The organism is Pristimantibacillus sp. Z349TD_6 (genome assembly GCF_056173205.1).
In genome coordinates this window covers 3688987-3712115 of sequence record NZ_CM149662.1, presented here as the reverse complement: position 1 = coordinate 3712115, position 23129 = coordinate 3688987, and the positions used below count along the sequence as shown (strand labels likewise).

General features: G+C 44.0%; 24 protein-coding genes. 3 read left to right on the top strand and 21 right to left on the bottom strand.

Annotated features, from left to right (window positions below; all coding sequences use genetic code 11):
* Window positions 1-296: 296 nt before the first annotated feature.
* Window positions 297-548 carry a ribbon-helix-helix domain-containing protein gene (locus tag AC0VYE_RS16000; RefSeq protein WP_475449089.1) on the top strand — a complete coding sequence of 84 codons (252 nt, stop codon included), beginning with the start codon at window positions 297-299 and terminating at the stop codon, window positions 546-548.
* A 15-nt stretch (window positions 549-563) separates the two neighbouring features.
* A complete protein-coding gene (gene dnaN / locus AC0VYE_RS15995; RefSeq protein WP_475449087.1) occupies window positions 564-1694 on the top strand; it encodes a DNA polymerase III subunit beta in 1131 nt (376 codons plus the stop codon).
* Between the two features lie 65 nt (window positions 1695-1759).
* On the opposite strand, the gene AC0VYE_RS15990 is transcribed toward dnaN, so the two are convergent.
* The gene (locus AC0VYE_RS15990) at window positions 1760-2368 is read right to left on the bottom strand and encodes a TetR/AcrR family transcriptional regulator (protein ID WP_441911369.1); all 609 of its coding nucleotides are present in this window, start codon (window positions 2366-2368) and stop codon (window positions 1760-1762) included.
* A gap of 185 nt (window positions 2369-2553) precedes the next feature.
* Between AC0VYE_RS15990 and AC0VYE_RS15985 the strand changes: the two genes are divergently transcribed.
* Window positions 2554-4047 carry an MDR family MFS transporter gene (locus AC0VYE_RS15985; protein WP_475449085.1) on the top strand — a complete coding sequence of 498 codons (1494 nt, stop codon included), beginning with the start codon at window positions 2554-2556 and terminating at the stop codon, window positions 4045-4047.
* Window positions 4048-4119: 72 nt separating this feature from the next.
* On the opposite strand, the gene pduL is transcribed toward AC0VYE_RS15985, so the two are convergent.
* The 20 genes from pduL to sleB form a co-directional block, all read right to left on the bottom strand.
* On the bottom strand, window positions 4120-4695 hold the full coding sequence (gene pduL / locus AC0VYE_RS15980) for a phosphate propanoyltransferase (RefSeq protein ID WP_372239009.1): 576 nt from the start codon (window positions 4693-4695) through the stop codon (window positions 4120-4122).
* 89 nt (window positions 4696-4784) lie between these two features.
* Window positions 4785-5651, bottom strand: a complete 867-nt coding sequence (locus tag AC0VYE_RS15975; RefSeq protein WP_076269213.1) for a 2-oxoacid:ferredoxin oxidoreductase subunit beta — start codon at window positions 5649-5651, stop codon at window positions 4785-4787.
* Window positions 5629-7386, bottom strand: coding sequence for a 2-oxoacid:acceptor oxidoreductase subunit alpha (locus AC0VYE_RS15970; RefSeq protein ID WP_475449082.1), 1758 nt, complete (start codon window positions 7384-7386; stop codon window positions 5629-5631). Before AC0VYE_RS15970 ends, AC0VYE_RS15975 begins: the two co-directional genes overlap by 23 nt.
* A gap of 182 nt (window positions 7387-7568) precedes the next feature.
* Entirely contained in the window at window positions 7569-8510 is a 942-nt protein-coding gene (locus tag AC0VYE_RS15965; RefSeq protein WP_475449081.1) for a dipeptidase, read from the bottom strand.
* A 112-nt stretch (window positions 8511-8622) separates the two neighbouring features.
* Entirely contained in the window at window positions 8623-8883 is a 261-nt protein-coding gene (locus AC0VYE_RS15960; RefSeq protein WP_006036664.1) for a stage V sporulation protein S, read from the bottom strand.
* Between the two features lie 137 nt (window positions 8884-9020).
* Entirely contained in the window at window positions 9021-9815 is a 795-nt protein-coding gene (locus tag AC0VYE_RS15955) for a TIGR00282 family metallophosphoesterase (protein WP_339208984.1), read from the bottom strand.
* An 89-nt stretch (window positions 9816-9904) separates the two neighbouring features.
* Window positions 9905-11449 (bottom strand): ribonuclease Y, encoded by a 1545-nt coding sequence (gene rny / locus AC0VYE_RS15950; RefSeq protein WP_076269209.1) that lies wholly within the window; start codon window positions 11447-11449, stop codon window positions 9905-9907.
* A 181-nt stretch (window positions 11450-11630) separates the two neighbouring features.
* Window positions 11631-12335, bottom strand: coding sequence for a regulatory protein RecX (locus AC0VYE_RS15945; RefSeq protein ID WP_475449078.1), 705 nt, complete (start codon window positions 12333-12335; stop codon window positions 11631-11633).
* A 79-nt stretch (window positions 12336-12414) separates the two neighbouring features.
* Window positions 12415-13464, bottom strand: coding sequence for a recombinase RecA (gene recA / locus AC0VYE_RS15940; RefSeq protein ID WP_054028920.1), 1050 nt, complete (start codon window positions 13462-13464; stop codon window positions 12415-12417).
* Window positions 13465-13722: 258 nt separating this feature from the next.
* Window positions 13723-14973, bottom strand: coding sequence for a competence/damage-inducible protein A (locus tag AC0VYE_RS15935; protein WP_475449076.1), 1251 nt, complete (start codon window positions 14971-14973; stop codon window positions 13723-13725).
* Between the two features lie 92 nt (window positions 14974-15065).
* Complete coding sequence (pgsA, locus tag AC0VYE_RS15930; RefSeq protein WP_076269207.1) at window positions 15066-15641, bottom strand: CDP-diacylglycerol--glycerol-3-phosphate 3-phosphatidyltransferase; 576 nt, start codon at window positions 15639-15641, stop codon at window positions 15066-15068.
* Window positions 15638-15781 carry a hypothetical protein gene (locus AC0VYE_RS15925; RefSeq protein WP_179089831.1) on the bottom strand — a complete coding sequence of 48 codons (144 nt, stop codon included), beginning with the start codon at window positions 15779-15781 and terminating at the stop codon, window positions 15638-15640. Before AC0VYE_RS15925 ends, pgsA begins: the two co-directional genes overlap by 4 nt.
* Window positions 15782-16032: 251 nt before the next feature.
* Window positions 16033-16527, bottom strand: a complete 495-nt coding sequence (locus AC0VYE_RS15920; protein ID WP_076269206.1) for a YajQ family cyclic di-GMP-binding protein — start codon at window positions 16525-16527, stop codon at window positions 16033-16035.
* Between the two features lie 28 nt (window positions 16528-16555).
* Window positions 16556-17506: a helix-turn-helix domain-containing protein gene (locus tag AC0VYE_RS15915; protein ID WP_475449073.1), complete on the bottom strand. Its 951-nt coding sequence runs from the start codon at window positions 17504-17506 to the stop codon at window positions 16556-16558.
* A gap of 18 nt (window positions 17507-17524) precedes the next feature.
* Window positions 17525-18292, bottom strand: a complete 768-nt coding sequence (locus AC0VYE_RS15910; RefSeq protein ID WP_076269204.1) for a DUF3388 domain-containing protein — start codon at window positions 18290-18292, stop codon at window positions 17525-17527.
* A gap of 189 nt (window positions 18293-18481) precedes the next feature.
* A complete protein-coding gene (locus AC0VYE_RS15905; RefSeq protein ID WP_475449071.1) occupies window positions 18482-18733 on the bottom strand; it encodes a DUF3243 family protein in 252 nt (83 codons plus the stop codon).
* 108 nt (window positions 18734-18841) lie between these two features.
* A complete protein-coding gene (ymfI, locus tag AC0VYE_RS15900; RefSeq protein WP_076269202.1) occupies window positions 18842-19588 on the bottom strand; it encodes an elongation factor P 5-aminopentanone reductase in 747 nt (248 codons plus the stop codon).
* Window positions 19585-20871 (bottom strand): EF-P 5-aminopentanol modification-associated protein YfmH, encoded by a 1287-nt coding sequence (yfmH, locus tag AC0VYE_RS15895; protein WP_475449068.1) that lies wholly within the window; start codon window positions 20869-20871, stop codon window positions 19585-19587. Before yfmH ends, ymfI begins: the two co-directional genes overlap by 4 nt.
* Window positions 20872-20874: 3 nt before the next feature.
* Complete coding sequence (gene yfmF / locus AC0VYE_RS15890; protein WP_475449066.1) at window positions 20875-22149, bottom strand: EF-P 5-aminopentanol modification-associated protein YfmF; 1275 nt, start codon at window positions 22147-22149, stop codon at window positions 20875-20877.
* Between the two features lie 147 nt (window positions 22150-22296).
* A complete protein-coding gene (gene sleB / locus AC0VYE_RS15885) occupies window positions 22297-23082 on the bottom strand; it encodes a spore cortex-lytic enzyme (protein ID WP_076269200.1) in 786 nt (261 codons plus the stop codon).
* Window positions 23083-23129 lie beyond the last annotated feature (47 nt).

Sequence of the window (23129 nt, the reverse complement as noted above, 5' to 3'; positions counted from 1 at the left end):
TCCTTTATCTGCAATTTCCATTATTAATTATTTTTATTCATTTGAACATATCAATTAGAAATTATATCATAACGCCCCCGCCTAATCCATCACAAGCAAATCAAAAAAAGCTTATAGAAATGGTTTCTTTCTTTTACTATCTTTTTTATTGCTATGTATAGCCAAATGGCAGTTATTCAAATGGCCCTTGATTTATGTTTTATAACCCACATTGCAATGTCATAATTTACATGCTAAAGTTAATATATAAATTATTGATTGGAGTAACCTTATTCAAACGAAAAAGGAGTAGTTTTATGGCAGGAAAAAAAATAAAAATTGCTGTGCCCGACGAAGAAGGACAGGTTTCCATCATGTTTTCCCGTGGAGGACCTCGTACTGGTGCCGGAAGAAAGGGATTTGGGGAGACTAAAAAGATATCTTTAACGCTCACCAATGAGGTCTGGAGCGAGCTTGAAAATCGTTGCAAAACATCTGGTCTCTCCAGATCTGAAGTAATTCGCGGAATAATAGAGTCATCATTAAATACACACGACAAATTATTGTAAAGACGGGTGACAACCATGTTTGTTGAAGTGAGACAGCAATCGTTGCATATTGGACTTCTGCATATTGCTGCTGGTTTGGCATTAAAAGCAGTTTCCCCTATTCTTACAGGGATTAAAATGCAAGCCGGAGCTCGCGGTCTTTCTCTCACAGCCTGCAATGCTTCAATGGCTCTTCAATATGTTATCCCTAGTCATTGTGACCAGCTTAAAATTGATAAAGAAGGAAGTACAGTTATCCCCGCTCGTCTTTTGCTCGATATTGTCCGCAGTTTTTCAACTGAAAGCAAAGTGAAACTCGCAGTGTTAAAACATAATTTCATACATATTGAATCAGATCATTCTACATACAGTCTGGCTACAATGGATGTTTCACAATTTCCAGATATGCGCAGCTTGGAGAATACAGCTAAATTTCAAATCAATAATATAGAATTTAAAAAGATTGTGAAGCAAGTTTCGTTTGCAGCTTCCACTTCTGAAGCGAAACCGATATTGACAGGCATTTCTTGTCAAACCATTAATGGAAAGCTAAGGCTTTCTGCTACCGATGGCGTTCGGCTTGCTACAAGCACCTCAAATCTAAGTGAAAACAGCTTAGATTCAGTTCCGTTTGTTATTCCAGCAAAACATTTGTCCGATTATTCCAAAATGCTGTCAGATGGATCTAGCAAAACACAAATTTCAATTTCAGACCAGGTCATTTCCTTCAACACATTAAATTTCAGTATGCAATCGCTGCTTATTCAAGGCACATTTCCTATAATTGAAAGATTGGTGCCACAAACCTTTTCAACCGAAATAACGATGAACACTGCACCTTTTCTTCGGGCCGTCCAACGCGTCAGCTTGCTCGTTAGTGATACACATGCCATCGGGATGCGCATTTCATCTTGTGAAGTCGAATTATTTGCTACAGCAGCTGAGATAGGCGATGTCTCCGAAAAGTTTGCCATTAGCCCTATTTTTGGTGAGCCGCTTGTTGTTTTTTTCAATGGAAAATATATGAGAGATATTTTGCAAGCGATTGACAGCACACTAGTGATGTTGCGATTTACAGGAAAAAATAAACCGATCTTAGTTAGGCCGACCAACAACGAAGATACACTATTCATTATTTCTCCAGTGCTGACTGCGCATCAGCTATAATTTCAAGACAAATAAAAGAGAGGACAGCATATATACGCTGTCCTCTCTTTTACATTACTAATCAATTAACGAAATAAAGGATCAATAAATGTCTTGCAAAACCGGTCCTGTATTTCTTCACAAGTGTAGCCCATCACGTACCGCAATTGCCTAAACGTATGCGGGGATTGAATGGATATAAAGGAATGAGCAGCATAACAAGGATCAATAGGCTTAATTTGCTCTTTCTCCATTGCTTCCTCAAACAAGCTGCGCAGAACAGTATGCAAATAAAGATAAGGCGGTGACTGGAAAAAATCACCTTTAGGATGTTCAAGTTCAATTTTATTAAAAGATTGCATCACGCCAAGCCATTTCGATTCCTTATCGATAAACGCTATAATTTTGCGCATAACTCCGCTCAATCGCTCATGTACGGACAGCATAGCCCCTTCTGTCAAATACGCGTCGATCTCATTGATGAAAATTTCAAAATTCTCTTTCATCATATCCATACACAAATCACCTTTGTTTGAATACCTCCGGTACAAGGTGCCTTGTCCAATACCGACTGATTTGGCGATTTGATGCATACTGACCGATTCTACCCCATGCTCCGTAAACAAGTGATTAGCCGTACGCAAAATCGCTTTGCTGAGCGCTTGTTTCGTTCTGCTGTTTTCTGGTGCAGTCATCGTTCCTATCTCCTTTTTCCGCGTTTACAAATCTTACGATTGACAATTGCCCCATTCGTCTTTATTATTCAGTAATGCGGACAATTGTCCGCTCATAGAAGCGGTCACCTTTCATTGTAGCCTGCTGGTACACAGAGGTCAACAATAGTTGGATAGACCCTCATATTTGGATAGGAGGAAATAAAATGGCTTCAGCTTCAAAAAAAGCTTCACCTGCTGGTGATCCGATGTCCATGCGCAATATTATTGCACCGCTGATTGCCATTATCGTCGGTATGTTCATGGTTATTTTGGACGGCACCGCAATGAATGTCGCTATGCCAGGTTTAATGGCCGACTTCAAAAGCTCGATGTCACTTGTTCAGTGGACCATTACGGGTTATGCACTTGCACAAGCTGCTGTTATTCCGCTTGCGGGATGGATGTCAGATCGTTTTGGCGCCAAACAAGTCTTTTTGTTCTCAATCATTATGTTTACGATTGGTTCCGGCCTTTGTGCATTAGCAACAACCGCTGAACAGCTTATCGTATTCCGTATCATTCAAGGTCTTGGCGGCGGTATGGTTGCTCCAATCGCAATGGCCTTTACCTTTAGACTCAGCCCTCCTGGCAAACAAGGAGCAGTTATGGGTATGATCGGTATTCCAATGCTGTTAGCTCCCGCTCTTGGCCCTGTAGTAGCAGGCTGGCTCGTTGACTATGTATCTTGGCATTGGATATTTATTATCAATCTTCCGATTGGTGTCATTGCCGTTATCGTAGGGCTTCGCACCTTGCCAAAAATTGAACGCAAACATGTTCCTTCCCTAGACTTTTTAGGTATGATTTTTGCCCCACTTGCTTTTGCCAGTCTTGCTTATGGCGTAAGCTCTGCTGGCGGCGGTGAAGGCGGCGCAGGCAGCGGCTGGACTTCGCCTGAAGCTTTGATCGGAATGATAGTAGGCGGTATTTCGCTTATCCTCTTCATCATCATAGAACTGAAGCGCAAGGAACCGTTGCTTGAGCTTCGCGTCTTTAAATCAAGCAATTTCACACGCGGCATTATTTTGCAGTGGATTGTTCAAATCGCATTATTCGGAACATTATTCTTGATTCCGATTTTCTTGCAAATCGCCAAAGGTTACTCCGCATTTGATACTGGACTTATTTTGCTTCCACAAGCTTTAGCAGCAGGTATCTTCATGCCGATCGGCGGCAAGCTGTTTGACCGTTTCGGAGCTCGTCCAATCGTCATTGCCGGTTTATCCATTGTTACGATTGCAGGCTTCATCCTTAGCCAGCTTTCAGCGGACACGACTCTTCTCACTCTTATGATTCCGATTGCTCTTCTCGGTGCAGGTATGGGCTTGTCGATGATGCCGCTTAACACACATATTATGCAATCCGCTCCTAAGGAGCTCGTTAGTCGCGTAACCTCGCTGACAGCAGCTGCGCAGCAGGTTATGACTTCCTTTGCAATCGCCGGCTTGTCGACGATTCTCGCTAGCAGAGTAGAGCATTACAGCGTAACTAACCCAGGACCAAATGTAGTGTACTCCTCTTACGGAGATACGTTCTTCATCTTGGCTTCCATTTCAATCGTTGGCGCCCTCACTGCCTTCCTGCTTCGCAGACCGAAGCAAGAGGATGGCACCAATGCTGAGAATAAACCTGAAGTATCCATGATGATGGGACATTAATTCCATTTTTACAAACAAAAAAAACAGCTTCCTCATCGTCTATGACGACAGGGAAGCTGTTTTTTTTATTGACTAATCTATGATTTCAGCCATATCTCCGTTTTTCACGCCTGCTGCATTTGCTTCATCTGTATCGATGTGCATATCAAGTGCGAATTGATCAGATACACGTGCAACAACATTTTCGAATACGACACCGCGCTCGCCGGCGAAACGAACCCGCAGCGACTGCTTGTCCGCAATACCAAACCGCTCAGCATCGCTTGTGTGGAAATGAATATGACGAGCCGCTACAATGACGCCCTCTTCGATTGTAACCTCTCCAGCAGGTCCTTGAAGCTTAATGCCTGCAGAGCCTTTTGTATTACCGGATTCCCGAACTGGCGGGTTAACGCCTAACGCAAATGCGTCCGTACGCGATACCTCGAGCTGCGTCTCTTTCCGTGCAGGTCCGAGAATTCTTACTTTTCCAAATGTTCCTTTTGGACCAACAACTGCTACCGTTTCATTCGCAGCGTATTGTCCTGGCTGAGACAATGGCTTCATTTCAGTTAATGCATAACCTGCCCCAAACAATATTTCAACATGCTCCTGTGATAAATGAATATGTCTTGCAGATACTCCGATTGGTACTCCTCTATGTATCATGTTGTCACTCTCCTGATTTAATTTTGTTGTTTTCCACAGAGTTGAAAGAAAAAGCATACGGCCTTTTGGCCGCATGCTTATCATACCACTTATTTAAATTCGGCAACAAGCTTATCGAATTCTTCTGGGGTGATTTTGATATTTTGCTTAGCTAGAGCCTCGGGCTTGAAGCCTGTAATCAAATCTTCATAGGCTTTTCGCGTTTTATTCTGATAGATAAGTCCTGTAAGCATGCCGTTTGTTTCCATAATCTTGTTCATCGCCTGCACGCGGTTTGTTGGATCGTAATCAGGGAATTGCTCCAAGTTCACGATATTTTCCTTAAACCAGTCGTACGTATTGATTTTGTTGAAGGTAACACATGGGCTGAATACATTAATCAAGGAGAAACCTTCGTGGTTGATTCCCTCTTCGATTAATTTCGTCAGCTGCTTCAAATCACTCGAGAATGATTGAGCAATAAATGTCGCACCCGCAGACAATGCAATCTCAAGCGGTGACAGCGTCGACTCAATCGAGCCTTCCGGCGTCGATTTTGTTTTGAAGCCTTCCGCGCTGCGCGGTGATGTTTGACCTTTGGTTAAGCCATAAATTTGGTTATCCATTACGATATAAGTCACATTCAGGTTGCGACGGATCGCGTGAACCGTGTGCCCCATACCGATAGCGAAGCCGTCTCCGTCTCCGCCTGAAGCGATTACGGTAAGCTCGCGATTAGCCAGCTTTACACCTTGTGCGATAGGCAGCACGCGGCCGTGAATGCCATGGAATCCATATGCGTTAATGTAGCCAGAGATCCGGCCTGAACATCCAATACCTGATATAACTGCTAGGTTCTCAGGTTCTAGACCTACGTTAGCTGCTGCACGTTGAATCGCCGCTTGAATAGAAAAGTCTCCGCAGCCCGGGCACCAGTTAGGTTTTACATTATTTCTAAACTCTTTGAACGTTGCCATCTAAACTCAACTCCTTACATGCTTTGTGAACGTCGGAAGGTAAAAATGGGTTACCGTCGTATTTAAGCAAGCTATCGATTTTTTCTGCAAAACCAGCATGCATTTTAATTTGTCCTGCCAGCTGTCCGGTTGCATTATTTTCGATGACAATTACTTTTTTCGCATTTTGCAAGTAAGGAAGCAGAGGTTTAGTTGGGAACGGATGAATTTGACGAATCGTGATATGGTTCGTTTTCACGCCATCTAGAGTAAGCAAGCTTCTAGCTTCATCAATCGTGCCGCCAGTAGAACCCATACCGATTATAAGCAAATCAGGCGTTTCATGAGGCGCGTCAACACGAATAGCATCACGAATGTACATATCATTCAGCTTATTCAACCGCTTATCCATCATGTGCTGACGGTTCATTGCATTCTCCGATGGACGTCCAGTTTCATCATGCTCTACGCCTGTCACATGATGCAGACCGCCCTTCTCGCCTGGCAATACACGTGGGGAAATGCCGTCTTCTGTTAGCTCATAGCGTTTAAACAAGTCGTGGCCTTCAAGTGCAGGCACATTCTCGACTAGTTTGCCGCGCTTGATTTCAATTTTGCTGTAATCAAGCTGATCACAAGATTGTTTGCCAAGCGACAGCTGCAAATCTGTCATCAGAATGACCGGTACTTGATATTCCTCAGCCAAATTGAACGATTCAATCGTATCGTAGAAGCAGTCTTCAATCGAAGCAGGGGCAATGACGATTTTTGGAATCTCTCCATGTGTACCATAAACCATTGCGTTCAAGTCCGATTGCTCTTGCTTCGTAGGTAGACCCGTTGAAGGACCGCCACGCTGCGTATTAACGATGACCAGCGGTGTTTCTGTCATGCCTGCAAGTCCAATAGCCTCCATCATTAGGGACAGCCCAGGACCCGCAGAAGCGGTCATTGTGCGAACGCCAGCATAGTTTGCACCAATCGCCATCGTTACCGCTGCAATTTCATCCTCCGTTTGCACGACTGTTCCGCCGAATTTCGGAAGCTTTTTAATTAAATATTCCATAATCTCGGAAGCTGGTGTGATCGGGTAAGCCGCCATCAAACGGCAACCAGCTGCCAAAGAACCTAGACCGATTGCTTCATTGCCGATCATGAACAGCTTCTGCTGCCCGTCAGCCTCATCTAGCTTAAATTCGTCAAGCGGTCCGCCCGCTTGCTCCAGCACAAACTCAGCCCCGCTTTTTACTGCTTCGATATTTTTCTCTACAACAGCTGCGCCTTTGCGTCCAAACTCTTCTTCAACCGCTTTATTGAATACTTCAAGCGGAAGACCAAGAAGCGCCCAAGAAGCGCCTGAGGCAACCATGTTTTTCATTAATGAAGTGCCTAGCTCCTCAGCCATCTTCGTAATCGGAACTGCAAACAGTCTAGCATCTATGCCTTCAGGTATCGTTGGGTTAAACTTTGCATCTGCAACGATAACGCCGCCTAGACGCAATTCCTTCGCATTCAAATCAATGCTTTCTTGGTCAAAAGCAACCAAAATATCCAAATCATCCGAAATAGCACGAATCGGCTTCGTGCTTATACGAATTTTGTTATTCGTATGTCCGCCTTTGATCCGCGAGGAGAAATGACGATATCCATATAAATAATAGCCTAAACGGTTTAGCGCCGTGGAAAAAATCCGGTCTGTGCTTTCGACGCCTTCACCTTGTTGTCCCCCGATCTTCCAAGACAATTGACTAATCAAAATGCCCAACTCCTCTTTGTCTAAAACGTGCAATATTCTATTTCATCAAGTAATTATATAGTATAATTCATAACAGTCACAACAAGTTTAAAGCGCATATCTATAAAAATCAAGATGTAAACGCTTAATATAAGCATAGTTTGTTTCGATCAATCCCATACCGCAAATAGATCGAATTCATTTTAGTTAAAAGGGAGATTTTCCCGAAGAAAACGAAGTGCATTACCGGACATAAACTGTTCGGTTTGCTGCTCAGAATAACGTTTGAGAAGTGTCTCTTGAAGATTAAAGAGTTCTCCAGGATGCGTTAATTGTTTCATATAACTATCAATTCCGTCAAAATCAGAGCCGAGCATTATATGCGATGCTCCGCCTAGCTCACAAATATGCTCAATATGACGCAATAAATCATCAATGACAACGACTTCCGCGCTGGATACAAACCAAGGCACAAAAGTAACCCCGACTACTCCTTGCATCTCAATTATTTTTTCAATTTGGGCATCCCTCAAATTACGTGGATGATCACAGATTGCTCTTGCATTTGAATGAGAAGCTAGGATCGGTCTCTTGGAAAGCTCAGCAACATCCCAGAACGCACGCTCAGATAAATGTGATACATCTATTAGTATATCCAAATTATTGCATTCTTCTACTAGCAATTTCCCTTTTGCGGTCAAGCCCCCGCCGCGCTGCTCCATCGCTCCGTCCGCAGCCCAATTCGCGTGATTCCATGTCATTCCAGCTGCACGTATGCCTAATTGATGCATGATGCGAAGCAGCGACATTTGGCCTTGAAGACCATCAACACCTTCAAGCGACAGTAATGCTCCGATTTTTCCATCCTTAATACAAGAATCCAAGTCATGGGTTGTCCTTACCCACACCATGTCCTCGCAGCTTAACACCATTTGGTGAAAACGATCTACACTCTCCAAAATCGGCTCTAGTCGACCATTCATTGATTGTGGAATATAGATTGCAAAAGTTTGCAAGATCGTTCCTGCAGCCTTTAAACGCTCGTATGTAACATCTAATTTGCCGGGCTTATTGCCTTGAAAATATAAATTTTCATCAATCAACAGTTTGCATAGCACATCGCAATGGAAATCTACCACTTTCATAGACGCACCTCACCGTTTATAATTTGCAGCAAAAAAACCTGTCTACGACGTAAACAGGCGAACGATTGTTTTTTAATCCAATTGGCTTACAGCTTAACGCCGCTTGGACTTGCTACCGAGGTTCAACAATCAATTTGATTGCTGTTCGATCCTCCCCATCGATAACAATGTCAGTAAAAGCCGGTATACAAATTAAATCCACCCCGCTGGGAGCGACAAATCCACGAGCAATCGCAACTGCTTTGATCGCTTGATTTAACGCACCAGCACCAATGGCTTGCAGCTCCGCACCACCACGTTCACGAAGAACGCCAGCTAGCGCACCTGCAACGGAATTTGGATTGGACTTTGCTGAAACTTTTAATACATCCATAAAAAGAACCTCCCCTTGGACTGTTGGATGGATTCCACTTTTAAATAGTATTCGAGGGAGTTTAAAAAATTCCTGCTTTTATTCCGCATATTAACAAACTGTTCTGAATTGTCAGAACTTTCACTAGAATCATAGTATTACATCAGAAGCCATTCATCTTCCGTAAGACGAATTTTCTCGATTTTCCGTGCCTGACCCGTCGCATCATCGATTTGAACAGAGATTGCATGCAAATGCCACTTTCCTTCATCCACTACAAAACGAACCGGCAGCTGCGTAATAAATTTATGCAAAACGGCGTTTCGCTCCATGCCAAGTACTCCTTCTTTAGGGCCAACCATGCCAACATCTGTTATGTAAGCCGTGCCCCCAGGCAGGATCGTATCATCATTCGTTTGTACATGCGTATGCGTGCCAAGCACAATAGAAGCTCTGCCATCGAGATGCCATCCCATCGCGATTTTCTCCGAGGTTGCTTCCGCATGAAAATCAACGAGGATATTGTTCGTTTGCTCTTTTGCCTCTTCGATCAATTCGTCCGCTTTGCGGAATGGACAATCGATTGGCGGTAAAAAGGTGCGGCCTTGCAAGTTAATAATAGCAAGCTGCTTTCCGCCAGCCTTAATAAAAGCCATGCCTTGTCCAGGAGCGCCTTCTGCATAATTTGCTGGGCGAACCAAGCGCGGCTCGTCGTCGATCCATTCAAAAATATCTTTATTATCCCACGTATGGTTGCCCATCGTTATGCCATGGATTCCCCATTCGAAAAATTCCTTAGCAATGGTTGCTGTAATCCCACGCCCAGCAGCGGCGTTCTCGCCATTCGCAATAATAATATGAGGGTTATATTTACTTTTAAGTGCTGGCAGTACTCGCTTTAACGCGCTTCTTCCTACATTGCCTACGATATCGCCGATAAATAATACGTTCATTCTTTACACTTCCTTTTTTGTACGCCTGCAAACAGAAAAGTGGCTAACTAGCAGCCACTTTTCTGAAAAGCTTATATTTTTTTGTTTACTTACTTTGCATATTCAACCGCGCGTGTCTCACGAATAACCGTAACTTTAATATGTCCCGGATAATCAAGTTCGCTCTCGATTTTTTTCGTAATATCACGAGCGAGTCGGAATGCTTCTGTATCATCGATTTTCTCTGGCTGCACCATGACGCGCACTTCGCGGCCAGCTTGGATCGCGTACGATTTTTCAACGCCTTCAAACGATTCGGAAATGTCTTCTAGCTTCTCCAGACGTTTGATATACGTTTCAAGCGTTTCACGACGAGCTCCAGGGCGTGCAGCGGACAATGCATCTGCTGCTCCTACAAGCATCGCGATAACGGAAGTGGCTTCCGTATCACCGTGATGGGAGGCAATACTGTTAATAACGACAGGATGCTCCTTGTATTTCTTAGCGAGCTCAACGCCGATCTCAACGTGTGATCCTTCAACTTCGTGGTCAAGCGCTTTGCCGATATCATGCAGCAAGCCTGCACGCCTTGCGAGCGTAACATCTTGACCAAGCTCTGCTGCCATCAATCCAGTCAAGTAAGCGACCTCCATTGAGTGCTTCAGCACGTTTTGACCATAACTTGTCCGATATTTCAATCGACCTAAAATCTTGATTAAATCCGGATGCAAGCTATGAACGCCAACCTCGAAAGTAGCTTGCTCACCGTATTCACGGATACGCTCATCCACTTCTTTACGAGATTTTTCAACCATTTCTTCAATGCGGGCAGGATGGATACGACCGTCAGCCACAAGCTTTTCCAAAGAAGTGCGGGCAATTTCGCGTCTTATCGGGTCGAAACCAGATAAAATGACCGCTTCCGGTGTATCGTCGATAATAAGATCGATACCAGTCAATGTTTCCAAAGCACGGATATTACGGCCTTCACGCCCAATAATACGGCCTTTCATTTCTTCATTAGGCAAGGTTACGACGGAAACCGTCGTCTCTGCCACATGATCTGCCGCACAGCGCTGAATAGCTAGTGATATAATATCACGGGCTTTCTTATCGGCCTCTTCTTTCGCTTGCTGCTCGATCTCTTTAATCATCTGTGCTGTCTCATGTCGTACTTCCTGTTCAACATTGGATAAAATGATCGATTTCGCATCTTCCGTTGTCAGACTCGATATACGTTCCAATTCACTTAACTGTTGCTTGTAAATGGAGTCGATCTGCTCTTGCGTTTCTTCGATCCGTTTTTCTTTGTTGGCTACAGTTTCTTCTTTGCGTTCTAGCGCTTCTAACTTTTTATCCAGCGACTCCTCTTTTTGGAGCAAACGTCTTTCCTGACGTTGAGCCTCGTTGCGACGTTCACGAATGTCTCTCTCGGCTTCGGAACGAAGTTTGTGGACTTCATCTTTTGCCTCTAGCACAGTTTCTTTCTTCTGAGCTTCCGCTTCTTTTTTCGCATTTTCTACGATTACAATAGCAGCTTGCTCAGCACTTGAAATTTTGGCCTCGGCAATCGACTTTCGAATAAAATAACCAATCCCAAAGAATATTGCGCCAACAAAGAGACAGATCAAGATCCAAATGATCTCATTAGGCATCTTGTTCACCTCCTTGTTGCATACACCAAGGCACTGCTTGGGATGATATTAGGTTTTCAACCGGCTTCAAACCGTTTAAACATTTACTAATTTGACGAAAATAATCGTATTGAATCAACTTTTGGAAGGAAAATTGATTCAATAATGAAGGAATACAACCTCATTTTATCTTTTCGTAAAATCAATTGTCAAGCAAAAGCCCATCATCTTCCTCGAATGAGTCTTCTTCCCCATCCAGATCGATCGACTTTATCACATCTTTCACGATATCTCCCGGAAAGCCGCTGCGCATTAAATACCCCATAAGCTTACGTTTTTTCTCAAATGGTTCGCCTTTTAAAGATCGCCATTTCTTCTCCGCAGCCTTCTTAGCAGATGCTAATTCCACTTTCTGGTCCAGTGAACCGATTGCTTCTGCTGCGGCTTCTTTCGACACGCCTCGCTGCTGCAGCTCTTGCTGAATGAACCGTCGACCCTTTAAGCGATTCTTAAGCCGGCTGGTCGCAAATTGGCGTGCATATTGTTCATCATCCACAATATGCTCTCTTTCTAAACGGTCAAGGGCATACTGAATATTGTCAGCTTCAAAAAACTTGCGATTCAAATATTGCTCAATCTGCTTTCTCGTTCGCGGTCTAGCTCCCAAATATGCGATAGCCATTATATATCCCCGATAACGCTCATCTTCCATTCGTATTTCATCGGCCTGAGCTTCGGTTACAACTTGTCCCTTGGTCAATCGATAACGAATCAATATATCTTCATGCACAGACAGAATAGCTTTCTCTGACTCGGCAAAGAGATGGTATAACTTCCGTTCTTTTTTGTCTTGCTTAACGGATAATATCATCCATTCTTCTTCGGTTCTTGAATGGCTTTGGGTCATACGGTACATCCTCTCTAAACACAGCTTCGCCGTCCCTAACAGGACGGCGAAGCATCAACACGTATAATTGCCGGACAATTTATTCTAGATCTTCGAACTCTTCATCGTCTTCATCAGGTTTGAAATTAGCCTGAGTTGCTGCTGCAGACAAGTTGCTCGCATCGCGAATTTGCTTTTCAATAACTTCGGCAACATCCTTGTGATCTTTCAAATATTGCTTCGCATTCTCACGACCTTGGCCCAGACGCTCGCCATTGTAAGAGAACCATGCTCCGCTCTTCTGAACGATATCCATCTCAACACCGATATCAACAAGCGTACCTTCTCTGGAAATACCTTCGCCGTACATGATGTCCACCTCAGCTTGCTTAAACGGTGGAGCAACCTTGTTCTTAACAACCTTAATACGAGTACGGTTACCTATCATGTCATTGCCTTGCTTCAGCGTCTCAATACGACGAACGTCAAGACGTACGCTCGAGTAGAATTTCAATGCGCGTCCGCCTGGTGTTGTCTCGGGGTTACCGAACATAACGCCGACTTTCTCACGCAATTGGTTAATAAAGATCGCAATTGTTTTCGATTTGCTAATTGCTCCCGATAGTTTTCTCAAAGCCTGAGACATCAGACGAGCTTGAAGACCTACGTGAGAATCACCCATGTCGCCTTCGATTTCAGCTTTCGGTACGAGTGCCGCAACGGAGTCAATAACGATAATATCTACCGCGCCGCTTCTTACAAGAGCTTCGGCAATTTCCAAAGCTTGTTCGCCTGTATCAGGCTGCGAAAGCAATAGTTCATCAATATTTACACCAAGCTTACTTGCATAAAGCGGGTCAAGCGCGTGCTCGGCATCGATAAAGGCAGCTTGTCCGCCAATTTTTTGAACCTCAGCAATCGCGTGAAGCGCTACTGTCGTTTTACCAGAAGATTCTGGTCCATATATTTCGATAACCCGTCCACGCGGTAATCCGCCTATTCCCAAAGCAATATCTAGAGCAAGCGAACCGCTAGGCACGGTCTCAACTTGCATGTGTGTGGATTCTCCCAATTTCATGATGGAGCCTTTACCAAATTGTTTCTCAATTTGACGCAAAGCCATTTCTAGTGCAGCGCGACGATCCGACAAGAAACTCACATCCTTCTTTATTTATAATTTTATGATACCTTTTTTCCGGCAGGTTGACAAGCATTTTTTCGAACATACATTCGCCTTTTCGCTTCGCCCCCTTAAATGGACATAAAAAAACCGCAGCAAAGGTAATCTTCGCTACGGTTCTTCCGATAACTAAGCTTTATTATAACGGTCAAACCGTCAATTGACAAACATTATTTATGGCAATCATCCATTTGCCAAACATGCCTCTGCCATTCCTAATCAGCAAAATTACCGTGCTTGCAGCGCAAGCCACAAACGATACAAAGCAGACTTTACTGCTCGCATTCTGATCATGCCTCTGCCGCCGCTCAAATTCAGCGTATGAACAGCGGTCGGTTTGCCGCGTTCGGCAATTCCTACATAGACAAGCCCCACTGGCTTGCCTTCTGATTGCGCTGGTCCAGCAACCCCTGTCAAAGAAACGCCAAAATCAGCATCGGAGAGTTCTCGAACCCGCTCTGCCATTAAAGCGGCAGTCGAATCGCTAATCGCTCCAGGAGCCCCTTCGCCTTCAAGTTGAGTCATCGGAATGCTGAGCAAATGATGCTTCATTATATTGGTGTAGGTGACAACCCCTCCTACGTACTCTCCACTGCTTCCAGGAACGTTTGTAATTAGCTCGGCAAGCAAACCCCCACTAATGCTTTCCGCGCTCGCCAGCTTGCGTCTTGAGGCTCTCAGCAGGTGTATAACCTCCTCCTCCAGAGGGATATCCTGCTCTGCATACAAATATTCGCCTACCCGATCCTTAATCTGCTGCACACTTTTATCGATTTTCAGATCAGCCTCAATGGAAGAGCTCGCTTTGGTCGATACGCGTATCGAAACCTCGCCTTCCTTTGCATATGGTGCGATCGTAGGGTCAAGCTGCCCATCAATCAGATCCAGAAGCTTAGCTTCGAGATTGGATTCACCTATCCCCGCAAACTTTAAAATGCGAGAATAAAGCGGATTGGCCTCTCCCAACATCGAACGCAGCCACCGTTCACCGGCATCTTCCATCATCGGCTTCATTTCACGCGGCGGTCCCGGCAGCAGCAAATAAAGTGTTCCATCAACAGACAAACCGTTGCCAACAGCTAAGCCCGTAGTATTTTCCAACGGAACCCCGCCATCGATCATCAAAGCCTGACGACGATTGCTCTCCACCATATGAATACCGCGGGAGCTGAACATCTGTTCAATTGCGGACATAGACGGCTCATGAATACTCAGCTCACGGTTCAAATAATCAGCTAATACATCTTTTGTAAGATCATCTTGTGTTGGTCCGAGTCCGCCAGTAAAAACAAGCAAATCCGCACGGCTTCTGCCGATCTCAATGGCTTGCCTCAGGCGAGCAGAATTATCCCCAACTACAGTCTGAAAATAGACGTCTACACCTAACTCTGCAAGCTTCTGCGATAAGTATTGAGCATTCGTATTAACAATTTGCCCGAGCAGCAGCTCTGTCCCGACTGCAATAATTTCTGCTTTCATGATTCAAGTTCTCCTTCATATTCAAATGTATGAGTAATTAAAGACATATAAGCAAAAGCATCTCCCCTTTTTGACGGAAAGATGCTTTACCATTATTCTACCGGAATCAGATGTTTGTTTTTCAAGAAATAATCAATGCCTGAGTAAACTGTAATAGCAGCTGCTACCCAGCTTGCAACAACATCGAATGGAAAATCAATAAAATTGAATGGGAAATTATTAATAAGAAGAGCGATAATCATCGTAATTTGAATCGCCGTCTTCCATTTCCCCCAAGTGCTGGCAGCCATAACAGAACCCTCTAAAAGTGCGATTTGACGAAGGCCTGTAACAGCAAACTCTCTACTGATAATAACAATGGCAATCAGCGCATTAAGTTTATCCATTTCAACAAGTGAAATGAGAACTGCCGCCACGAGAAGCTTATCCGCCAAAGGGTCAAGCAGCTTGCCGAGGTTAGTTACAATTTTGTTTTTCCTTGCAATATAACCATCTAGACCGTCTGTGCTTGCTGCCACAATAAAAATGAGTGCCGCTGCAATTTGATTGTATGTAATGGAGAAGTCAGAAATCGTGAACGACCCCAAATCCACTTTAATAAGCAGAAAAAACATAATAACCGGCACCAAAAATATTCTGGCTAGTGTAATGCGGTTCGCCAGATTCACGCAATTCCCTCCTCAGATCGATCTAACTCATAGGTGTGCGTTACGCGAACCCTTTGTTTGTAAAAAAAATCAGATTTTTGTCCCAGCTGCAATTCATTTGTTAAGCAGCTTTGAGTGACCGCATGTGTTTTTTCTCTCATCTATGTATCCCCCAGATCCAACTGTAAAGCTGTCTAAATAAGTATAATACATGCCATTACACGTGTCAAAAGCGGCTAAAGCCTCATTTTTCATCTTTGGCTTTACCAAAACGAAAAGCTCCGTTTCTCGGAAACCGATGAAACGAAGCCTTTTTAAATATAAGAAAGTATATATTTTGTACCTACTCATCTTATATTTCTTCGCCAAAGCTGCTTCAGCATCCAGAGGACGCTGAAGGCGTTTTTGCTTGTTAGGAACGATAATTAGTAAATTGAAGCTCTACAGGCAAATCTGCTTCCCTAAGCAGCTTCATAACAGCTTGCAAATCATCTAAGCTTTTTCCGGAAACGCGCAGTTGGTCGCCTTGAATCAAGCTTTTTACCTTCAGCTTTGAATCGCGGATAAGAATATTAATTTTTTTTGAAACATCCTGCTCAATACCCTGTCTTAGCTTAATACGCTGACGAACCGTATTACCGGAAGCACCCTCAATTTTCCCGTAGTCCATATTTTTAATTGGAACTCCGCGTTTTACCATTTTGGATAATAAAATGTCCAGCACACTCTTAAGCTTATACTCATCCTCTGAAGCAACAACAAGATCTTCCTTCTCAAGTGCAATGGAGCTCTTGCTGCCTTTAAAATCAAAGCGTGTTTCAATTTCCCGCTCCGCCTGCTTAATCGCATTGGCTAATTCTTGCATATCCACCTTGGATACAATATCAAATGCATTTTCTGATGCCAATTTAATCTCTCCTTTGTTACGGTAATCATTATTCCGTTTTCGTTTGATTCGTTCCCGTACCTGTATCTGTGTTAGTGCCAGATTCAGTTCCAGTATCAGTATTTCCACCTGTTGCAGCGTTTTCGTCAATTAGAGGTTTAAGCAGCAGCTTCTTCGAGCCCGCTCTGTCCCCGTCAGGAACAATAACCCCATCAACCTTAATTTCCGTTAAATCTGCTCTACCAACATTGATATAAAGCGGACCCGTAAGTTCAAATGTTTCAACACTGCCGTCCTCAGCATTCGCAGAATAAAGCTTCTCGCCTTGATTGCTGTTTGAACGTACCTCTAACCAGCTTCTTCCGCCGCTCACTTTAACCTCAACCTTATGGGCAACGCCAACAGGACCGATATCATATTGATCCGCTTTGCCTACTTTGCTTCCGAAAGTAACCGTCGTTGGTGCTTGTGTTGGTGTTGGCGGCGTTGGATTGTCGGTTGGCGTGTTTTCGTTGCCACCCGCGGTTCCTCCCTCATTCGTAGCTGGAGGTTTTGAAACTTCCGTGATATTGGTATTGTTGTCGGTTTGTTTGGCACCACCTGTGTCATTATTAATAACATACACCCAGATGACGACAACAATTAAAATAAGAAACGACCACATCATCACATTGAAGCCGATTTTCCCTAGTCTTTCTGAAGACTGGGACTGCACACGTCTTGGTGATCTTGATACAATCGGCTCAGATATTTGTTCTACCGGCGCTGCAGGCACCTCATGCTGATACAAACGAAGCACTTCGTCCGGATCAAGCCCAACAGCTTCTGAGTAATTTTTCACAAATGCTCGTACATAAAAAGGACCAGGCAAAACCGTGTGGTCTCCACTTTCAATCGCTTCCAAATACCGTTTTCTAATTTTTGTCGTTTCTTGAATATCGTCAAGCGTTAATCCACGTTGCTCTCTCGCCTTGCGAAGCAATTCTCCTAAGTCAGACATGAGACGGCCTCCTTCCGATTAGAAATCGTCTGTATAGTTAGTTGTAAAGGACTCATAAGAAATTTCTTCATCTGGGTTGTTCCGTAATTCAACAATAATATCAAAATGGCTGTAATCGTAATTGGATTCCTTAATAAATATGTCCGGATGCTCAATTACTTTAGTTGATGGCATAGCCATAATTTCCTGAAGCAAGCTGTAATGCTTTTCATTTGAACGAATCGTACTGACGATGCCATCAATGATAAAAATCGTATTTGGCTGCATTTCGTCCTCTGACATCTGGCTTCTAACCGTCTGGCGCAATAAGGTGGAGGACACAAAGGACCATCGTTTGTTCGAGCATACGCTTCCTGCAATAATGGATTCCGTCTTCCCAACTCGCGGCATCCCTCTTACTCCTATAACCTGATTGCCGTCTCGTTTAAACACTTCACCCAAAAAATCGACCAAAATGCCCAGCTCATCGCGTGTAAAACGAAACGTCTTGCGATCATCAGAATCACGTTCAATGTAGCGTCCATGGCGCACTGCCAAAATATCTACAATTGTAGGCGTTCTCAGTTTGTTAACAGTAATATTATCTACTTTTTGCAGCATTTTGCCAAGCAATTCAATCTTCTCATCATCGTCAGTTTGAAGCAGCATGCCCCTTGTTCTATCTTCCACACCGTTAATTGTCATAATATTAACCTCAAGCATACCGAGCAATGAGGCGATATCTCCAAGTAATCCCGGGCGGTTTTTATGTATTTTGTATTCCATGTACCATTGTTTCGATTCCAATGCGGTCACCGTCCTAAACCTGTTCTTGTAGAAGTATGTAAAAGAAGATTACATACATCATGAAACATAATTCTACAAGTTTCGTCACAATCCTGCAACCCAAAAAGAAACATTGCAGAAAAGCCTCCTAGAGGAGGCTCTTCTGTTTCTGCTTCTGTTAAGGAAGATGACGATTTCGTACGATTGCTGCTAAGTTTCCTGAACGAGCTTGACCATTAAGCATGCAAGTGTTTTGCGTTCTGCTTCATCGCCAGCGTCCCATAGCTGCTTCAATACGCGTTCTTCCTCATTTTTCGGATCGACCTTCTCGTCGAGAAAAGTACCGATTTCGTAAGCTAAGCTTGAAATCGTTTCTTCCGTCATGCCGATTTTTTTGGCTTGCGATACGCGCTCTGCCAAAAATTGCTTCCATGTTGCAAAATTAGAAAGTACGGTTGACATGTTTCTTCGCCTCCTAAGGGTATAGAAAAAAATCATCAACAGTCATATGATGCGTAAACACTGTTCTAATTATGCAACAAGCTTGTCCCAAGAAGCAGCAGCCACCGACTACGTATGCCATCCGCCATTCGGACTAATGACTTGGCCCGTAATATAGGAAGATTCCGGCAGTGCAAGAAAATAAACAAGTGAGGCAATTTCATCTGTTGAACCAAAACGTCCAACCGGAATTTCCTGCTGAATAGCTGCCTTTTCCTCCGCATTGAATCCATCCATCATTTCTGTCTCAACTGCACCAGGAGCAACCGCATTGACCGTAACGCCTGTCGGCGCCAGCTCTTTCGCCAGCGCCTTAGTAAAGGCGTTCATGCCACCCTTCGTCGTGGAATAGAGAACCTCGCACGAAGCTCCTGACATTCCCCAAATAGAAGAAACATTTATGATGCGGCCAAAGCGCTGTGCAATCATATTCGGCATAAATAGCTGCGAACAAAGGAACATTCCTTTGAGGTTGACCGCCATCACATCATCCCATTCTTCCTCTGTCACATCCATTAACATGCCATAATGTGAAATTCCGCCATTATTAACCAATATATCGGGAAGCATATTATGGCTCTCCAGCTTCTCCCGCATCCGCTCCAGCTGCTCCTTAGAGCGCAGATCAGCAGAAATGGTTAACACATTCGCGCCAAGAGCCATACACATCCGCGCCGTTTCATTTGCTGTCTCATGAGATTGCAAGTAATGGATAACGATATTTACGCCTTCCGCTGCAAATCGTTTAGCAATAGCTGCTCCGATGCCGCGGCTTCCCCCCGTAATAAGAACCGTCATCTGTTGGAGCGTCTTCATTTTGAAGGCTGTTCCACAATGGAAACTGCAAGCTGATCGAAATCAAAATGCTCGCGGAGCCGTTCATTCACTTGTTCAAGTGTACATTTCTCATAGAAATCGAGGACGTCGAACATGTCGCTGTCACGGAATCGATATCTTGTAAATTCACCGGCAATTGCTTCTGGGGAGTTAAGCATACGCAAATATCCACCGATTTTTTTACGTTTGGATCTTTCAAAAGCAGTAGGCTCAATACCGCTTACCAAAACGGCTTCAACCGCTGTTCGGATTTGCTTAATAAGCTCATCAGGATTTGGAGTATCTCCGCCGATAACGGAGAAAGCATAACCCGTGCTCGAATTATACTCGCTTCCAAATGAATCAGAGATCAGATCATTTTCATACAACTGCTGATAAAGCTTAGAGCTAGGTCCAATCAAAGCATCCAACATCAGCTTGGTCGTTACTTCTTGACGAAGAAGCGATTCCCCTTCAAGACCTGTCTGCTTTTCTTTAAAGCCCAGCATGCATTTAGGCAATGATACTGGAAGCTCCGTTACCTTGCGCGCAATTTTCACTGTTTCCGGCTCTTTCTCGAAATAACGTTCAATCGGTCCTTGAGGTTCAAACGACTTGCTATTTTGATTGTCGCGGACAAGCTGGAATACTTCCTCCGCCTTCACTCCGCCAACAACAAATAACAACATATTTGATGGGTGATAAAACGTTTCATAACAGCGATATAGCGTTTCCTTATCTATTTGTCTGATGGACTCGACAGTGCCGGCGATATCAATATGAACAGGATGCTCATGATAAAGCGCATCAATCAATCCAAAATAGACTCTCCAATCCGGATTGTCGCGGTACATATTGATTTCTTGCTCAATGATCCCTTTTTCCTTCTCCACATTTGTATCCGTAAAATAAGGGTTCTGAACAAAATTGATAAGCGTCTCTAAATTAGCGTTGATTTGCTCCGTTGCCGAAAACAAGTATACGGTTCGGTCAAAGCTCGTAAAGGCATTAGCCGATGCACCTTGAGAGGCAAATACTGCGAAAATATCGCCTGTAGGCTCTTCAAACATTTTATGTTCCAAGAAATGTGCAATACCGTCCGGCACTTTTACAGGCGGCTGGCTGCCAACTGAAAAACGGTTGTCAACGGAACCATATTTTGTTGAAAATGTCGCGTACGTTTTATGAAAGCCTTCCTTCGGAAGCACGATAACTTCAAGTCCATTATCAAGCACTTCACGATACAAAGTTTCCTGAACATTTGGATAATTTAGGGTTTGCACCTTTTATGCCTCCTTTCGATCGCGCAAAAAGTAAATCGTATCGAGCTGTACTTGCTCTGCAACCTTAACGATATCCTCAGCTGTTACCGCTTGAACCTGTTCAAGCAACTGCTCTGCACTTCGATCTTTACCCGTTAACACGCCATTAAAATCATAAGCAATCATCTCATATGCTGAGTCTTGAAGCTCACGAAGGTGATTGGATATCATCGCCTTGGTTTGGTTCATCTCAAGCTCCGAGAGATTTCCTTGACGCATACTTTCAAGCTGCTCTTTAATAATCGCAACCGCTCGCTCGTAATTTGCAAACTCAATTCCGGATTGAATTGTGCATAACCCTTTATGTCCATCAAGACGGGATGCAGCGTAATAAGCCAAGCTCTCTTTCTCGCGGACATTCAAGAAAAGCTTCGAATGAGGGTATCCGCCTAAGATGCCGTTGTACATTAATGCAGCTGGATAAGCATCGTCAACATACCCGACTCCCGTACGAAGTCCTAAATTCAGCTTACCTTGACTCACTTCCATCCGTTCTGTAACCTGTTTTACTTCCTTAACAGGGTGGTGGATGTTAGGCGTTGAATAAGCAGATGGTGAACCATCCTTCAGCTTGAAGGCGCTCGACACAAGCTTCGTTACTTCCTCAAGCGTCGTATCTCCAACGACATACAAGTCGAGCGCTGCATTATCCAGCCACTGCAAATAGGAATCATAAAGTGAAGATGAGGTAATGGATTCGATTTCAGCAAGCTTGCCTAGTGGATGCAAACGATAAGGCTCATCCGCGCACATTTCTTCCAAGCAGCGCTCAGCGGCGTATCGAATTTTATCATTTACGATCGCCTCTAAACGTTTTTTGAGCGTCGTTTTCTCGGCATCTACATACTTCTGATGGAAACCATTCTGATCTATGAGCGGATCTGTTATTACATCACCTAGAAATTGCAGCGATTCTGCAAGAAGTGGAGTATCGGATGAAACAAACTCATCATTTATGACATCCATTCGAAATTGGACGATCTGAGAGTCGCCTCTTTTATATACATCAAACCCAAAGCCTGCTCCATATAAATCGTCAAGCTTCTCACGAAAAGTAATCGTTTCTGGTAATTTCGCCGTGCCTCTTCTCAGTACAAACGGAATAAGAGCAACCGGTGTTACTGTTGCTTCTTCAAGTGAAAGTCCCGCAAATAACGAAATGGCAAACGTTTTGAATCGTTTTGTAGGCAATACATGCAGACGAATGCGCTGCAGCTGCCCTCTTTCAAATGTGGACACTCGGTTTGCTCCTTTCAACGGCGCGTTATAGAGTAAATCTATTCCATTAAACAAATCACTATACCATTCTAACCTATAGGAAATGGAAGAAGCAACCACTGCTGCACTAGGCAGTAACGGCTGCTTCCTTTCGAGAATGGCTTATAGTTACATACAGAATATATGCTTGCCGATTGTTTTAATTTGTGTTCTTGTCCAGATCCATTTCGAGGTTGCTGTTTCTGGATTGAAATAATAAAGACAACCGCCAGAAGGATCTTGGCCGTTAATGGCATCCATAACTGCCTCGCGCGCTTTCGCATTAGGCGTGAGCCAAATTTGCCCGTCAGCAACCGCTGTAAAGGCACCAGGCTGAAAGATGACGCCATAAATCGTGTTAGGGAAACTTTGAGACTTCATACGGTTAATGATAACCGCAGCAACCGCGATTTGGCCTTCATACGGCTCACCTCTTGCTTCACCGTATACGGCATTAGCCATTATCTGTATGTCATTTTCCGACAAGCCTAATCGGTTAGAACCTCCAATGGGTGCCTTATTGCCGGAAGAACCAGCATCTTCTTTACCGCCAGAATTAGAACCGGAAGCAGGCGGGGCTGCTGCTGATGGCGTCCATTTTTTTGTTGCTTCCCAAAGCTTCAGCTTTGTTTTGGCACCGACAATACCGTCCGATTTAAGCCCAAACTTCCATTGAAACCATGTGACTGCATTTTTTGTGCTCGATCCAAACTTCCCGTCTATATCACCTTTAAAATAACCGAGGTGCTTTAGCCGTCCTTGCAATTCTTTTACGTCTTGTCCAGTTGAGCCTACCGTTAAGGTGGCGTTGCTGAACGTTTCCTTTACTCCGTCATGCTTTCCGCTCAGTAACGAAAAGGAACCGAACAACAACAGCACGATAATCGAGGTCACCAAAATCAAACGATTTCTCATGATGGGATCTGCCTTTCTCTTGCAAGTTAGTTCGCTTAAGGTAGCGT

What these genes read in the sequence shown, in the direction of transcription:
- AC0VYE_RS16000 (WP_475449089.1), top strand. Translation starts at nt 297, where the DNA reads ATGGCAGGAAAAAAAATAAAAATTGCTGTGCCCGACGAAGAAGGACAG.
- dnaN (WP_475449087.1), top strand. Translation starts at nt 564, where the DNA reads ATGTTTGTTGAAGTGAGACAGCAATCGTTGCATATTGGACTTCTGCAT.
- AC0VYE_RS15990 (WP_441911369.1), bottom strand. Translation starts at nt 2,368, where the DNA reads ATGACTGCACCAGAAAACAGCAGAACGAAACAAGCGCTCAGCAAAGCG.
- AC0VYE_RS15985 (WP_475449085.1), top strand. Translation starts at nt 2,554, where the DNA reads ATGGCTTCAGCTTCAAAAAAAGCTTCACCTGCTGGTGATCCGATGTCC.
- pduL (WP_372239009.1), bottom strand. Translation starts at nt 4,695, where the DNA reads ATGATACATAGAGGAGTACCAATCGGAGTATCTGCAAGACATATTCAT.
- AC0VYE_RS15975 (WP_076269213.1), bottom strand. Translation starts at nt 5,651, where the DNA reads ATGGCAACGTTCAAAGAGTTTAGAAATAATGTAAAACCTAACTGGTGC.
- AC0VYE_RS15965 (WP_475449081.1), bottom strand. Translation starts at nt 8,510, where the DNA reads ATGAAAGTGGTAGATTTCCATTGCGATGTGCTATGCAAACTGTTGATT.
- AC0VYE_RS15960 (WP_006036664.1), bottom strand. Translation starts at nt 8,883, where the DNA reads ATGGATGTATTAAAAGTTTCAGCAAAGTCCAATCCAAATTCCGTTGCA.
- AC0VYE_RS15955 (WP_339208984.1), bottom strand. Translation starts at nt 9,815, where the DNA reads ATGAACGTATTATTTATCGGCGATATCGTAGGCAATGTAGGAAGAAGC.
- rny (WP_076269209.1), bottom strand. Translation starts at nt 11,449, where the DNA reads ATGCCTAATGAGATCATTTGGATCTTGATCTGTCTCTTTGTTGGCGCA.
- AC0VYE_RS15945 (WP_475449078.1), bottom strand. Translation starts at nt 12,335, where the DNA reads ATGACCCAAAGCCATTCAAGAACCGAAGAAGAATGGATGATATTATCC.
- AC0VYE_RS15935 (WP_475449076.1), bottom strand. Translation starts at nt 14,973, where the DNA reads ATGAAAGCAGAAATTATTGCAGTCGGGACAGAGCTGCTGCTCGGGCAA.
- AC0VYE_RS15925 (WP_179089831.1), bottom strand. Translation starts at nt 15,781, where the DNA reads ATGAGAGAAAAAACACATGCGGTCACTCAAAGCTGCTTAACAAATGAA.
- AC0VYE_RS15915 (WP_475449073.1), bottom strand. Translation starts at nt 17,506, where the DNA reads ATGTCTGACTTAGGAGAATTGCTTCGCAAGGCGAGAGAGCAACGTGGA.
- AC0VYE_RS15905 (WP_475449071.1), bottom strand. Translation starts at nt 18,733, where the DNA reads ATGTCAACCGTACTTTCTAATTTTGCAACATGGAAGCAATTTTTGGCA.
- ymfI (WP_076269202.1), bottom strand. Translation starts at nt 19,588, where the DNA reads ATGAAGACGCTCCAACAGATGACGGTTCTTATTACGGGGGGAAGCCGC.
- sleB (WP_076269200.1), bottom strand. Translation starts at nt 23,082, where the DNA reads ATGAGAAATCGTTTGATTTTGGTGACCTCGATTATCGTGCTGTTGTTG.